This window comes from Nocardia sp. NPDC051463 (genome assembly GCF_040681975.1).
Classification (GTDB): Bacteria; Actinomycetota; Actinomycetes; order Mycobacteriales; family Mycobacteriaceae; genus Nocardia.
On record NZ_JBFBAB010000002.1, the window covers coordinates 80022 to 92178 of the forward strand.

Annotated in this window: 14 protein-coding genes and 1 pseudogene; 9 read left to right on the top strand and 6 right to left on the bottom strand. The window is 65.1% G+C overall.

Annotation, left to right across the window (positions count from 1 at the left end):
• Positions 1-46: 46 nt before the first annotated feature.
• The 4 genes from AB0M74_RS05985 to AB0M74_RS06000 all read left to right on the top strand — a co-directional run bounded on the left by AB0M74_RS05985 (position 47) and on the right by AB0M74_RS06000 (position 3430).
• Positions 47-589 carry a YaeQ family protein gene (locus AB0M74_RS05985; RefSeq protein WP_364902163.1) on the top strand — a complete coding sequence of 181 codons (543 nt, stop codon included), beginning with the start codon at positions 47-49 and terminating at the stop codon, positions 587-589.
• Positions 590-677: 88 nt separating this feature from the next.
• Positions 678-1526, top strand: coding sequence for a helix-turn-helix transcriptional regulator (locus AB0M74_RS05990; protein WP_364902165.1), 849 nt, complete (start codon positions 678-680; stop codon positions 1524-1526).
• Positions 1527-1625: 99 nt separating this feature from the next.
• The gene (locus AB0M74_RS05995) at positions 1626-2390 is read left to right on the top strand and encodes a glucose 1-dehydrogenase (protein WP_364902167.1); all 765 of its coding nucleotides are present in this window, start codon (positions 1626-1628) and stop codon (positions 2388-2390) included.
• A gap of 293 nt (positions 2391-2683) precedes the next feature.
• Positions 2684-3430, top strand: coding sequence for an LppP/LprE family lipoprotein (locus AB0M74_RS06000; protein ID WP_364902169.1), 747 nt, complete (start codon positions 2684-2686; stop codon positions 3428-3430).
• A 57-nt stretch (positions 3431-3487) separates the two neighbouring features.
• Here AB0M74_RS06000 and AB0M74_RS06005 read toward each other — a convergent pair whose 3' ends face one another.
• Complete coding sequence (locus AB0M74_RS06005; protein ID WP_364902171.1) at positions 3488-3835, bottom strand: hypothetical protein; 348 nt, start codon at positions 3833-3835, stop codon at positions 3488-3490.
• Between the two features lie 229 nt (positions 3836-4064).
• Here AB0M74_RS06005 and AB0M74_RS06010 point away from each other — a divergent pair, with 229 nt between their 5' ends.
• Complete coding sequence (locus AB0M74_RS06010) at positions 4065-5210, top strand: lipase family protein (protein ID WP_364902173.1); 1146 nt, start codon at positions 4065-4067, stop codon at positions 5208-5210.
• 78 nt (positions 5211-5288) lie between these two features.
• Here the strand turns inward: AB0M74_RS06010 and AB0M74_RS06015 are convergent, their stop codons facing one another.
• Entirely contained in the window at positions 5289-5549 is a 261-nt protein-coding gene (locus AB0M74_RS06015; protein WP_364902175.1) for a hypothetical protein, read from the bottom strand.
• Between AB0M74_RS06015 and AB0M74_RS06020 the strand changes: the two genes are divergently transcribed.
• Complete coding sequence (locus AB0M74_RS06020; RefSeq protein WP_364902177.1) at positions 5548-5910, top strand: hypothetical protein; 363 nt, start codon at positions 5548-5550, stop codon at positions 5908-5910. The two genes, AB0M74_RS06015 and AB0M74_RS06020, sit on opposite strands and share 2 nt — an antisense overlap.
• Positions 5911-6538: 628 nt before the next feature.
• Here the strand turns inward: AB0M74_RS06020 and AB0M74_RS06025 are convergent.
• Positions 6539-7858 (bottom strand): family 1 glycosylhydrolase, encoded by a 1320-nt coding sequence (locus AB0M74_RS06025; protein ID WP_364902179.1) that lies wholly within the window; start codon positions 7856-7858, stop codon positions 6539-6541.
• Positions 7859-7982: 124 nt separating this feature from the next.
• Between AB0M74_RS06025 and AB0M74_RS06030 the strand changes: the two genes are divergently transcribed.
• On the top strand, positions 7983-8579 hold the full coding sequence (locus tag AB0M74_RS06030; protein ID WP_364902684.1) for a TetR/AcrR family transcriptional regulator: 597 nt from the start codon (positions 7983-7985) through the stop codon (positions 8577-8579).
• Between the two features lie 108 nt (positions 8580-8687).
• A pseudogene (locus AB0M74_RS06035) lies at positions 8688-9008 on the top strand (Lsr2 family protein); the annotation flags it as partial.
• Positions 9009-9155: 147 nt separating this feature from the next.
• Here AB0M74_RS06035 and AB0M74_RS06040 read toward each other — a convergent pair.
• The gene (locus AB0M74_RS06040) at positions 9156-9491 is read right to left on the bottom strand and encodes a putative quinol monooxygenase (RefSeq protein ID WP_364902181.1); all 336 of its coding nucleotides are present in this window, start codon (positions 9489-9491) and stop codon (positions 9156-9158) included.
• A gap of 63 nt (positions 9492-9554) precedes the next feature.
• Between AB0M74_RS06040 and AB0M74_RS06045 the strand changes: the two genes are divergently transcribed.
• The gene (locus AB0M74_RS06045) at positions 9555-9869 is read left to right on the top strand and encodes a helix-turn-helix domain-containing protein (RefSeq protein ID WP_364902183.1); all 315 of its coding nucleotides are present in this window, start codon (positions 9555-9557) and stop codon (positions 9867-9869) included.
• Between the two features lie 71 nt (positions 9870-9940).
• Here AB0M74_RS06045 and AB0M74_RS06050 read toward each other — a convergent pair whose 3' ends face one another.
• Together AB0M74_RS06050 and AB0M74_RS06055 are read right to left on the bottom strand one after the other, a co-directional pair.
• A complete protein-coding gene (locus AB0M74_RS06050) occupies positions 9941-10894 on the bottom strand; it encodes an alpha/beta hydrolase (RefSeq protein WP_364902185.1) in 954 nt (317 codons plus the stop codon).
• Positions 10895-11444: 550 nt separating this feature from the next.
• Positions 11445-12107, bottom strand: coding sequence for a hypothetical protein (locus AB0M74_RS06055; RefSeq protein WP_364902187.1), 663 nt, complete (start codon positions 12105-12107; stop codon positions 11445-11447).
• Positions 12108-12157 lie beyond the last annotated feature (50 nt).

A 12157-nucleotide genomic window follows, 5' to 3' on the forward strand; every position in this document is an offset into this window, starting at 1 on the left:
TCTCTCCCGAACCGAGTGGTCGTGGCAGGTTTAGGCTTCTGCTCTTATGGCCCTCAGCGCAACATTGCACAACTTCGCCGTTCAACTGGCCGACGTCGACCGTGACGTCTATCAGGACCTGGAGTTGCGGATAGCGCGCCACCCGTCCGAAACCGCCGAATACATGCTGACCCGACTGCTCGCGTACTGCCTCGAATACCAGGACGGCATCGCCTTCAGCGACGGCGGCATTTCGGCGACCGACGAGCCCGCAGTGCTGGTACGTGATCTCACCGGACGGCTCACCGCCTGGATCGAGGTCGGCGCGCCCGACGCGGAACGTCTGCACCGAGGCAGCAAGCTGGCCGGCCGCGCCGCCGTCTATACCCATCGTGACCCGACCAAAGTACTGGCCCAACTCGCAGGCAAACGGATCCATCGTGCCGAAGCCATTCCCGTCTACAGCTTCGATCGTGACTTCATCGACGCCGCCGTCGCCGCGCTCGGACGCCGCAACACCATGACGCTGTCGGTCACCGAACGCCTGCTCTACGTGGATCTCAACGGCACGAGCCTGAGTGCTTCCGTCGACGAGCACCGACTCGGATAATCCGGGCGGCCGATCTCGCCAGCGGACGGTCGTCGCCGACCCCGCACCGGGGTTTCTCGCGTGCGTACTTTCGTTGTTACCGTGGCCTATGGTCAGTGAATCCACGCAGCGCCGCCGCGAGCAGCTCCGTGACTTCCTGCGCACCCGCCGAGCGCGGCTGGCGCCGCAGGATGTCGGAATTCCGGCGGCGGGCAGGCGGCGGACTCCCGGGCTGCGGCGTGAAGAGGTCGCGCTGCTGGCAGGGGTCGGAGTCTCCTGGTACACCTCGCTCGAGCAGGGCCGAAACATCACGGTCTCGACCGAAGTGCTCGACGGCATTGCCGGAGCCTTGCAGCTGAGTGAGCCGGAGCGTGCGCACCTGTATCTGCTCGCCGGTCTCAACCCGCCGACTTCCGACATGCGGACAGGGGGCACCGAGGTCACCTCCGAGATGCGGCAGCTGTTGGATGCGTGGGAGCAACGGCCTGCGGTGCTGCGGGATCGCTATTGGAACGTGCTGGCGTTCAACGACACCGCTCGGACGGTGTTCGGCTTCGATAACACCGCCCACAACTGCCTGATCACGTTCTTCACCAATCCCCGATACCGCGCGATGCCCGATGTGTGGGCATCGGCCTGCGCCGCTGTCGTTGCCGCCTATCGCGCCGACGCGGCGCGCTTTCCCGGCGATTCCGAATTCCGAAGGGTGGTAGAGGATCTCAGTGCGGTGAGCCCCGAATTCGCGGAACTGTGGGAACGCCACGAGGTAGGTGTGCCGATTCAGGCCGTCAATGCGCTACGCCACCCCGAGGCGGGTGCGTTGTTCTTCGACGCGACCACCTTGACAGTCGCCGACCATCCCGACTGGTCTCTGGTGCTGTACAACCCGCAGCCCGGCACCGATACCGCAGGTCGGCTCGAACGACTGCGGCACCTGGGCCTCGCGGCCCCTGCCTGACAGCTACCAGGCGGGTCGATACCGTCCCGAACGTGCTACTGCCACTCCTACGATAACTGCGCACTGTATATCTCCGGGGCGCGGCGGCACGCTGAACCCATGACGCAGAACAGTTCCCGATTCGACGGCAAGATCGCACTGATCACCGGAGGCACCAGCGGCATGGGGTTGGCCACCGCCCACCGGCTCGTCGGCGAGGGCGCGACAGTGATCATTACCGGACGTGACGAGACCCGGCTGAAGGCCGCGGTCGCTCAGCTCGGTGACCGGGCGCTCGGAATACCTGGTGACGCGGCGAGTCTCACCGATCTCGAAACACTCACAGCAGCCATTGGTGAGCAGTACGGGCGGCTGGATGTGGTGTTCGCCAACGCGGGCATCGGCGCTTTTCAAGCTGTCGACGACGTCACCGAGGCCGAGTTCTACCGCGTCGTGGACATCAACTTCAAAGCCGCGTTCTTCACCATCCAGAAGACGCTTCCGCTGTTGTCGGACCAGGCGGCGATCGTGATCAACGCATCCTTCGCATTGCACCGCGGTGTGCCCGACGCTGCGCTCTACTCGGCGACCAAAGCGGCGGTGCACAACCTGGCCCGCACCCTCGCCGCCGAATTGGCGCCCAGGGGTATTCGAGTCAACTCCGTCAGCCCCGGCTACATCGACACCCCGGCTTTTCGGGCCGAGGCTTCCGCTGAGGCCCAGGCTGCCGTCGGTGCGACCGTCGCCGCCGGTCGTGTCGGCACGGCCGAGGAGGTGGCCGCGGCGGTTGCCTTCCTCGCTTCCGGCGAAGCGTCCTATATCAACGGACAAGACCTACTCGTCGACGGCGGCCTGACCTCCGCCATCCCGGCGGCGATGCTCTAGGTGACGGAGGCCGCGGCGTAGGGGACGCAGGGCGAAACAGGGCCGGTCTCCGATACCGCGTGGGTTGGGCCGCCTCCAGCGTTGGCGTGCGGTCCGATGTCCTCGACCACCCGGTAAGTGAGGCACGGTTTCATCGCCGGACCCGACGATTGATTCGTAACGCACCCCACCATCGGTCCGATGTCAGGTATGTGCCGCAAATTATTGTGGGACAGATAGATTCGCGCGCTGCTCCTTGCGGCCGAAATCACAGTTCGACCACCCGCACGGGCCAGCTGGTTGAAAGGGAGGCTATGAACATCACGACGTCGGCTTTCATAGCGATCGCCGCGAGTGCCGTAATCGGTACCGCTGGGTGTGGCGCGACTTCGGCGCCACCGGCTGCCACTGGAACACCTGTCCCATCGGCAATTGCCGCAGTCTCGCCTGCCACCGGTGCGCCCGCCGATCGGCCGGTGCCTGCGGTCGGTCCGAAGCCTGCCGCGCAACAGTCGGTAGACGCGCCGAAACCTGTTGCACAAGAGCCCGAGGCGGCACCGGGGCCTGCTGTCGCACCCGAACAGGCCGCCCCGCAACCCGTGACTACCCAGGAACCCGGGCCCGGCCCGGCGGAATCCGCTCCCAACGGCAGCGGGCATGGAATGTGCTTCGACGTGAATTCGGCACTGGCCAACTCCGCGATCGCTCGACTGGGTCCGCCACCGGCCGGAGGCGGATGGACTATCGAGGGCGCGAGCACCGACCCGATTCAGGCGGGATGCTCCGGCGTCTTGTCATGGATGGCGGTGGACTGGCAGGGAATTCATCCCGGAACCCACGTCCTGTTCTTCGCCGACGGCACGTATCTCGGGACGGCGACGGCCAAGCCGTACGGCTATACCGAGGTGATCGGCAAGACCAGAAATGCCGTCTCGGTGCAGTACCGGTGGCCGAAGCCCGAGGACGCGCTGTGCTGCCCGCAGGGTGGACCGAGCGTGGTGACCTTCACCCTGAATGGGACATCGATCCAGGCGCAGGGACAATTCCCGCCCGACAACTGAGTTGCCGGGTCGGACAGGTACGCACAGCGGCTCCCGCCCGTAGGCGGGAGCGGATCGTCAGGGGTGTGCGGGCGGCGGGGGCAGGGGCTTGCCGTCCGGACCGATCGGGGGTGGGCACGGCTTGCCGTCGGCACCGTTCGGTGGTGGCAGCGGCTTGCCGTCGGATCCCAGCGGTGGCGGCAGCGGCTTGCCATCGGACCCCATCGGGGGCGGCAGGCACCCGCTGGGCGGCTGTCCGGCGGGCTGTGCGCTGACCGGCTGGTGGTCCGGGTGCGCCGCCGCCGACGACGCAGCGACCGGGGCCGGGTCGTGGTGCTGTTCCTGCTGCGCGGAACACCCCGCGGTGACAGTGGCGGCGGCGACTGCGCACAGGGCAACCACGAGGCGACTTCGTATACGACGCATAGCGGTGAACGTACCAGGCGTACCCAGGCACGTCACGACCTTGTCGACGCATCGAAACCGGTTGAGCCGGAACATATTCGGCTACAGAAAAGCGGGAATTCATCGAGCCCTGCGTCGTGCGGGGTTCGCTGTGCAATCCGCACGGTCGGTGTGGGGTGTCGAGAACGCGGCGATCGCATCGCCGTGTTGAGACAGTGATTCATGGACTGTGCTGGTACGGTCCAACGGCATGTCCGTCCTGTCTTTTCGGCGCGCGATTCTTGTTGCGGTTTCGCTCGGCATCTGCGCCGCGGCCAGTATCGCAATGCCATCGGCGCAGGCGCAGGCGCAGGACCTGGGACAGCTGCGGAGCATCGGAGTGCTCGATCCCGCATGGTCATTCGCCGAGGCCGCGGTTGCGTTGGAGATCGTCTACACCACACAGGATCAACGCGACGCACCCGCTCCGGCATCGGGTGCGCTGTACCTGCCCAAAGGCCTACCGCCGCAGGGTGGATGGCCGTTGGTGGTGTGGGCGCACGGCACGGCGGGCATCGGCGATTCCTGTGCGCCCTCGCGCAGGCCGCAATCGGAACGCAACAAGACCTACTTCAATCACATTCTGGGCAGTGGATATGCGGTCCTGGCGCCCGACTATCAGGGGCTCGGCACCGGTGGTCAGTTCAGTTACTACAACACGAATGTCGAAGGGCGCTCGATACTGGATGCGGTCGCAGCGATTCGCACGACGCCCGTTCCGTTGTCGAGCAGATGGGTGGTCATCGGCCAGTCGGAAGGGGCGCATGCTGTGATGAGCGCAGCCGCCCTTTACGGTGCGAACGGCGGCGGCTCCGCCGCAGGGCTGAACGGGGTGATAGCCACGGGGCTGCGCACCAACCCGAGCAAGAGCCTGCGGGAGATGTTCGAGCGAACCTCGACCGGCGCCGAGAACCAGGTGGGCTACGCAGCGTACTTTCTTGCGTCGTTGCAGGAGTTGCACCCCGACAGCGTGACCCCCTTCCTTTCCGACTTCGGACGAGACTATGTGGAAAAGGCGGCGTCGGAATGCCTTGGCGATCTGGTCGCCCACGCCGGTGGCCGTCGCCCTTCGGCACTGGTCGCCGATCCCGACGAGCCGACGCCGACATTCGAAGCGGATATCACCGCGTTGGCCGGATATCCCGAGAACCGCTTCGCCAGTGACGTCATGATCGGCTACGGGACCGCCGACATCGATGTACCCCCTGCGGAGACCGACAGTTACGGAAACCGGTTGCAGGAATTGAATACCGGCGTTCATATCACCGTGCGGGCGTATCCGGGCAAGAACCATAGTGGCGCCTTCCTGGCCTCGATGCCCGATGCCCTCGATTTCCTGAAGTCACACCTGCGCTGAATCGCGCGTGTAACTGCCTCCGGCCCGGCTCATAGAATTCCAAGGGTTCGATGAGCCGGGCTGGGCGCTTCGGATCGGCTAGGGCACCGTGTATTCCACGCTGCAGTCGCCGTAGGTGTAGTTCTCGCCCGTTCCGTGGTTCGTCACGCTCAGGACCAGCGCGATCCGTCCCGCTTTCGTGACAGTGCCGGGGATGGACAGGGTGTTGTCCGAGCCCTTCACGAAGGCGGAAGTGTCAGCCTGTCCGTTGCGACCGGTTGTGATGTTCGCCCAGGTCACCGCGAATTTTTGATCGTATCCGGTCTGCGACCGGGAGTCGGTGTGCAGCTTCAGTTCCATGGATCCGCTGTTGACCGAGGTAGCGAAGGCATCGCTGGATGCCTGGACGGAAAAGTCGTCCGGAGTGGGGTATGTGATCGTGCACAGTGGATCCGATGGAGCGTTCGGTGCCGCGAATGCGGTGGGTGCCTTGCCGACTGTCACCGCGCAGATGCATGAGATGGCAGCGATCCCCGACAGTAACCCCGAATACGTGCGCGATTTCATCAATACCATCCTATCGATCCTAGAGCTGTACAGAGTGAACATGCGTGCCCTTGCCGAGCGGTGCGCGGCAGAGTGGTTCGGCTGTCGAACGTGTCCTCTCCAATGCGTCATCGCCCAAAGGTCAACGGCCGAGCTGTCGTTCATCCGGCGGTAGCGATGCCGCGGTCGTTTGCTCGGGCGCTTCGAACGTTGACCGGAGCTCGATGTTAGTGCGCGGTGGTGGAGACGCGGGGGTGGAAGGGGCGGCGGAGTGGTGTGTTGATCGCCGAGCGCTCATCGTAAAGATGTTGTCCTGCAATCGATTTAGTAACGTATCGAACACATTGGTGGCTGCGTTTCGGTTCCCAGGATTGAGAGGAGTTCGGCGACGCGGCCGATCTCGAGTACGTTCACGCGAGGGAGAGCGGTGTACGCAACACGGCATCGCGCGCGTAGGGACCTCGGTGTCATGGTCGGAGTTCGTCGACTCGCCTGTCGCGCCGTCGCGGACGGATTCCCTGGGCGCATGCGCTATTGAAGGCCAAGACCTCTACGTCGATAACATTCTGCCGCAACATCTTTCGCTAGACAGGCTGGTGTTCGGATGGCGGATCATGCGCCTGCTCGTTCGTAAGCTTCTGCAGAGCAACGTCATCAACCCTGTGGCGAGGCAGGCGGTTCAGCGACAGGAGCCCGTTGGTCTCCTGTCACGCTGTGTGTCAATGGAAATCGGCATTGCCGCTCCGGCGAGAGCTGCATCAGCACTGCGGGTGCGGCGTGATCATCGCGCGCGTGGCGGAGCATCAGCGGGGCACGGTTACCGGGTCGGTGCAGCTGGCGGCGGCATCGACGAAGGAGCAGGATTTCGGCGCACGGGTGGGGCGGTAGTCGGGGGTGACGCCGTTGTCGCGGGTGATGGCGGTGTAGGCGGGGACGGCGTCGGTGGGGCGGCGAGTGAGGGCGGGGTCGGTGCGGACGTCGACAGTGTAGAGGCCGAATCGCGGTGTGTAAGAGCCCCATTCGTAGTTGTCGGTGAGGCTCCAGTAGTTGTAGCCGATGAGGTTCATGCCGTCGGCTTTGGCGCGTTGGAGCCAGTAGACGGTGTCGTTGAGGTCGTCGGCGCGGGTGTAGCCGTCGGCGCGGGGGAGGCCGTTCTCGGTGGGCATGCCGTTTTCGACGATGTAGAGCGGCTTGCCGGGGAAGAGGCGGGCGTAGTGCTGGAGGGCGTAGTAGATGCCTTCCGGCTGGAGTGGGTTCTTCCAGAGTTCGGTGAAGTTGGTCATCCCGGCGAGATTGTCGGGGGAGAGGCCGTAGTAGTAGTCGATGCCGATGTAGTCCAGTTTCGCCGCGATGCGGGAGATGATCGTCGAGCCGTTGACGGCATCCTCGGCGGCGGGAATGTAGGCGACGTTGCTGGTGACCATCGCACCCGGCTGGGTGTGGTGGATGTAATCGTAGATGCTGTTGTGCGCGCGGGCGATCCGATCGAACATGGCAGGGGCCGCGAGCGCAGGGATGCCGCCGTGGCGCGTTTCGTTGAGGACATACATCGTGGGTTCGTTGAAGGTGACCCACATGGGGTCGACCGTGGCGTAGCGATCGACGACCTTGCGTGCGTTGGCGAGCCAGTCATCGACGATGCCCGGGCTGTTCCAGCCGCCGCGGTCGACTTCCCAGCCTGGATAGACCCAGTGGTCCAGGGTCAGCATCGGGCGCATCCCGGCGGCGGTGATGGCAGCTATCACGTTGTCGTAGAAGCGAAGTCCGTTCTCGTCCCACACGCCGGGCTGTGGCTGTACGCGCGCCCATTCGATGCCGATTCGATATACCCGCACGCCCAACTGCGCAGCCAGCTGGATGTCGGACCGATACCGCGAGAAGAAGTCGACCGAGTTCTGGTATTGATCGTCGGTCTTGCCCGCCGCGACGTAGCGGGTCCAATTGCTGTCGGGCGCATGCCCTTCCGACTGGAATCCCGAGGCGGCGACACCCCACAGAAAGTCCTCGCCGAGCGGCGCGACCCGAGCGGGCGGCTCCGGTCGCGCGGCGGCCGGTGTGCCTTGCGCGACGGTGGTGACGGCGGCAAGGACGGCCAGGCAGAGGCCGCTGAGGCGGAGTCGCATCGAGGTGCTCCTGTTCATTCTGTGCGGGCATGGCAGGTGCGAGGAGTACGTCTGAACGAAAACCGTACAATGCTCGGTTTTTGCTGGCAAGGTGTGCCGGGTCCGTGCCTACACTGACCCGGTGATGAAACGGGGTCCCTATGGGAAAGGTATCGAACGGCGGGAACAGATCCTCGACGCCGCGCTGCGCACCATCGCCGCGCGTGGGTACTCGGCCACGTCCATCGCCGAACTCGCGGAAGCGGTCGGACTGAGTCAGGGCGGTCTGCTGCACTATTTCGGGTCGAAAGAGGAACTGTTCGTCGCCGTGCTGCGCAAGCGCGACCAATCCGACCTCGCGGCCGCGCACGGCCCCGCGCCCGCGGCGTTCGTGGAGATCGTCCGCCGAAACGCGACAGTGCCCGGACTGATCGAACTGTTCACTCACATGCAGGCGGCCGCCGCGGATCCACGCCATCCCGCCCACCACTACATGCTGGAGCGCTATCGGCTGGGCACCGAGGGCTTTTCGCGCGCACTGCGCGAGATGCAGGAAGCGGGCGAACTGTCGGCAGACCTCGACACCGATGCCGCCGCGACGATGTTCTTCGCTCTCGCGGACGGCTTGCAAGCCCGGTGGTTGATCGATCCGAGCATTGATATGGCAGCGCTGCTCGAACAATGGTGGCAGCGTTACTCCGAGGACACGTCGATCAATAGTCGTCCTGCCAAGCGCATCTGACGACGTGATCGACACAGGGGAATCGCGCGTGCGCTGCCCCGGTTTCGGACGGTTGCCGTGTTAGCGTCGCCAGCGATCTGCACGGGCGTCACCGGAAAGGAATTTACAGTGGCAAGGCGAATCATTGAGGCGCTGGTCGACGACATCGACGGTTCACAGGGTGACGAAACGGTGTCCTTCGCTGTCGACGGTCGCATGTACGACATTGATCTGTCGGCCGCGAATGCCGCCAGGCTGCGGGCGGCACTCGCGCCGTGGGCGGAGAAGGCGCGTAAGACGGGCCGGGTGTCCTCCAGTGGTGGCCGGAAGCGGGCCGCATTCGGTGGCGAGCAACTTGCCGCCGTCCGCGCGTGGGCCGCAGAGAACGGCCATCAGGTATCCAACCGCGGCCGCATCTCGGCGGAGGTGATGGCCGCATACCGCGCAGCGCAAGACGCACCGCGGGTGCCGCGACCCGCGCCGAGCAAGCCGGACGCCCCCGCCGACGCGAAACCGGAGCCCAAGCGTCGCGCGAAAGAAGGTAAGAAGGCGGCCGAAGTCGGCGCGTAGGAGGTTGTAGTGGCCCGGCGCTTACGGTCAGGCGTCTATGGCGCGCGGATAGGGGCTGTGCATGGTCAGGAACTTGATGTCGAGATCCTGCTCGAGGTACTCCATGCGGCGTTCCCAGAAGTCTTGTAGGTGAGGTAGGGCCAGATGGCGATCCAGGTCTTGCTCGGACCGCCACACTTCGTAGAAGACGAAGCTGCCCGGGTCTGCGCTGTCCTCGTGGAAGTGGTATTCGAGGGCGCCGTCCTCGGCACGGGTGGGGGCGACGAATGACAGGAGTAGTTCGCGTAGTTCGGCGGCGCGCTCAGGCTTGGGGCGCGCGAAGCCGACCAGCGCGAAGGGGCCGTTAGGTACGATCTTGGTCATACCTGGCACGCTAGAGTGTGGGGTAGGTAAGAATCAAGTCGTACCTTACTGAGAGGGGTTACGGTGCCCGATGGCGGCGAGCCGACCCAGGCGGAGATGGAGTTGGGTGCGGTGCTTGCGGCGCTGGCCGATCAGCACCGCAGGCGGGTGATCCTCACGCTGCTCGGCGAGCCCGACGGGACCGAGCGAACATGTAGTTCGTTCGGTCTGCCCGTGTCGAAAGCGACACTCACGCACCACTTTCGGACGCTGCGCGCGGCCGGACTCATCCGGCAGGTCAACCGGGGCAACAGCAATATGGCTCAACTCCGCCGGGCGGACATCGCGGCTCGGTTCCCCGGCCTGATCGAGTTGCTGGCGGCCGAGCTCGGCCGGTGATGCCGCGTAGTCGGGGGTGAGGAACCCGCCCGTGATGGCTTGCTGATACGGCCGGGTTCCTCGTGCGATCCTCAACGGGTGAAGGCCTGCGCGAGCGCTGCCGCGGCCTCGGCTCGTGCTTGTTTGCTGTCGTCGAAGGGGTGCCGAAGGAACTCGTGGATCATGCCCGGATAGCGGGTGACCGTGACCGGCACGCCCGCCTCTTCGAGGCGTTCGCCGTACTGTTCGCCTTCGTCGCGCAACGCGTCGTATTGGGCGGTGATGATGAGTGTGGCGGGAAGTTGGGCCACATCGGGGGCCAGCAGTGGCGAGACGCGGGGATCGAGCTTCTCCTCGGCGTTGTTGAGGTAGTTGTCCATGAACCAGTGTTGGGTTTCGCGGCCGATGTTGCCGTACTTCCCCGCGTACTCGCGGATGCTGAAATTCGTTCTGCGGAAATCGAGGTCGGGGTAGATCAACAGTTGGAAGACCAGCGCGGGACCGTCGTTGTCTCGTGCCATCTGCGCGACAACGGTCGCCAGATTGCCGCCCGCACTGTCACCGCCGACGGCGATCCGCGCGCCATCGCCATTGATGCTCGCCGCGTGGTCGGCCACCCACTGTGTCGCGGCGTAGCAGGCGTCGGGCGCCGCGGGGAAAGTGTGCTCGGGGGCCCTCGGGTAGTCGACCGAGACGACGATGCACTGTGCGCCGTTGGCAAGGCTGCGCGCCAGGCCGTCGTGGGTGTCCAGATCGCCGAGCATGAAGCCGCCACCGTGGAAGAAGACGAGCACGGGGAAGGGGCCGCTGCCGTCGGGGGTGTAGATCCGGATCGGAATCCGGCTGCCTGCGCCCGGGATGGTGCGGTCTTCGATCTGTGCGATGGGTTCCGGTTCGCCGAGCGAGGCGATCTGTCGGCGGAGGCCTTCCCGCGCCAGCTCGGGTGGGAACGTGTGCAGCGCACCGAAGTTGAAGCCGGCCAGTCGCGTCAGGTAGGTCTGGACCTGCGGGTGGAGTGAGATCTGGTCGTTGTGTGTTTCGGTCATGACATCAGCTTCTGACTTGAAGCGCGGTTCAAGTCAAGAGGCGATAATGTCGAGGGTGCGGGCAGGCGGCGTCGGGTCGATCACACCTACACTGCGGCGATTGCCGCGATGAGGTTGTCGCGATGAGGTTGTCGACGTCCGGTTGCGCGGAGGCGGCAAGGCTCTTGCCCATCAGGCGGATCCACAACCAGCTGAGTCGGCCGGTGATGCTGATCTCGACGTCGGGGGTGGTGATGCCATCGGCTCGTGTCAGGGAGTGGGCGAGGTCGGCCGTGCGCCGATCAGCTTCGAGACATCCACGAATTCGCGGTCCTGGACCAGGCTTTCGACGGGGAAGGACACGGTAGGACCGCCCTTGGGCCCGAGTTTGCCGGTTGCGCCCTGGCGGAATTCGCCGTCGAGGCGAACCCATTCGGTGTCGGTGTTTCATGCGGGCCACGTGGCCATGTCGGACCACTTGTCGAAGAAGGCGGCGGGGAGGAACGCGGCCAGTGCCGGCGAAATCCGGTGTGGCACTGCGAGGACGACTCCTTCGCCGAACGGTGACCGTTTACACCGGTTGGGTCTGCGCCAGGTCCGGCAACGGCTCGGGCGCGAACTCCGGAATGTCGCTCAGGCCATCGATGCCGAGTTCCGCTCGCGTCGCGTTGATGACCGAGCGCTCCTCCTCGACGGTCCGCGCGATGGCCTTCGTCCACAGGGTGAGAACGGCCTGCATCTCCTCGCCGGTCGCCTCGTCGTCCATCTCGATCTTCAATCGCTGCAAGGTGATATTCCGGGCGGCGGTCAGGGTGCGCAGCAGATCTTCACAACGACCGGGGATCTCGCGATCCGACAGCACACGAAGTTTGTTGATCAGCCCGCCGCGTCCCCAGATCGTCTGCTCGATGTCCTCGCCGATTCTGTCGATGTCCTCGCCGCCCCCGACATTCCAGCGGTGGCAGGCAGACAGCTGCTGCCGAACCTCGGTGGCGACGGCCAGCACGGAACTGACGGTCGTCAGAATCGTTTCGCGCCGCCATGTTTCGTGTCCACGCTGTTCGGCGGCGGAATTGGTCAGCTCGACGGTGCGCTGCGCGGCAGCGAGTATCACCTGGTTCCGCTCGTCGGCGGCGGCGATCGCGCCGCGATTGGTGCGGTTGTTGATCACCACACCGATGAGCGCCACACCGGCGACGACCAACGAACTGAGGAGCGGAAGCCACGGAGTCACGGGTAGATCATTGCATCACGCGGTGTCGGCACCGTGTGATCGGCCGGTAA

Excerpts from the sequence above, each read along its gene's own strand:
- AB0M74_RS06020 (WP_364902177.1), top strand. The coding sequence starts at position 5,548 with ATGGATCCGCTGTTGACCGAGGTAGCGAAGGCATCGCTGGATGCCTGG.
- AB0M74_RS05985 (WP_364902163.1), top strand. The coding sequence starts at position 47 with ATGGCCCTCAGCGCAACATTGCACAACTTCGCCGTTCAACTGGCCGAC.
- AB0M74_RS06015 (WP_364902175.1), bottom strand. The coding sequence starts at position 5,549 with ATGGAACTGAAGCTGCACACCGACTCCCGGTCGCAGACCGGATACGAT.
- AB0M74_RS06010 (WP_364902173.1), top strand. The coding sequence starts at position 4,065 with ATGTCCGTCCTGTCTTTTCGGCGCGCGATTCTTGTTGCGGTTTCGCTC.
- AB0M74_RS06005 (WP_364902171.1), bottom strand. The coding sequence starts at position 3,835 with ATGCGTCGTATACGAAGTCGCCTCGTGGTTGCCCTGTGCGCAGTCGCC.
- AB0M74_RS06050 (WP_364902185.1), bottom strand. The coding sequence starts at position 10,894 with ATGACCGAAACACACAACGACCAGATCTCACTCCACCCGCAGGTCCAG.
- AB0M74_RS06025 (WP_364902179.1), bottom strand. The coding sequence starts at position 7,858 with ATGCGACTCCGCCTCAGCGGCCTCTGCCTGGCCGTCCTTGCCGCCGTC.
- AB0M74_RS05995 (WP_364902167.1), top strand. The coding sequence starts at position 1,626 with ATGACGCAGAACAGTTCCCGATTCGACGGCAAGATCGCACTGATCACC.
- AB0M74_RS05990 (WP_364902165.1), top strand. The coding sequence starts at position 678 with ATGGTCAGTGAATCCACGCAGCGCCGCCGCGAGCAGCTCCGTGACTTC.
- AB0M74_RS06030 (WP_364902684.1), top strand. The coding sequence starts at position 7,983 with ATGAAACGGGGTCCCTATGGGAAAGGTATCGAACGGCGGGAACAGATC.
- AB0M74_RS06000 (WP_364902169.1), top strand. The coding sequence starts at position 2,684 with ATGAACATCACGACGTCGGCTTTCATAGCGATCGCCGCGAGTGCCGTA.
- AB0M74_RS06040 (WP_364902181.1), bottom strand. The coding sequence starts at position 9,491 with ATGACCAAGATCGTACCTAACGGCCCCTTCGCGCTGGTCGGCTTCGCG.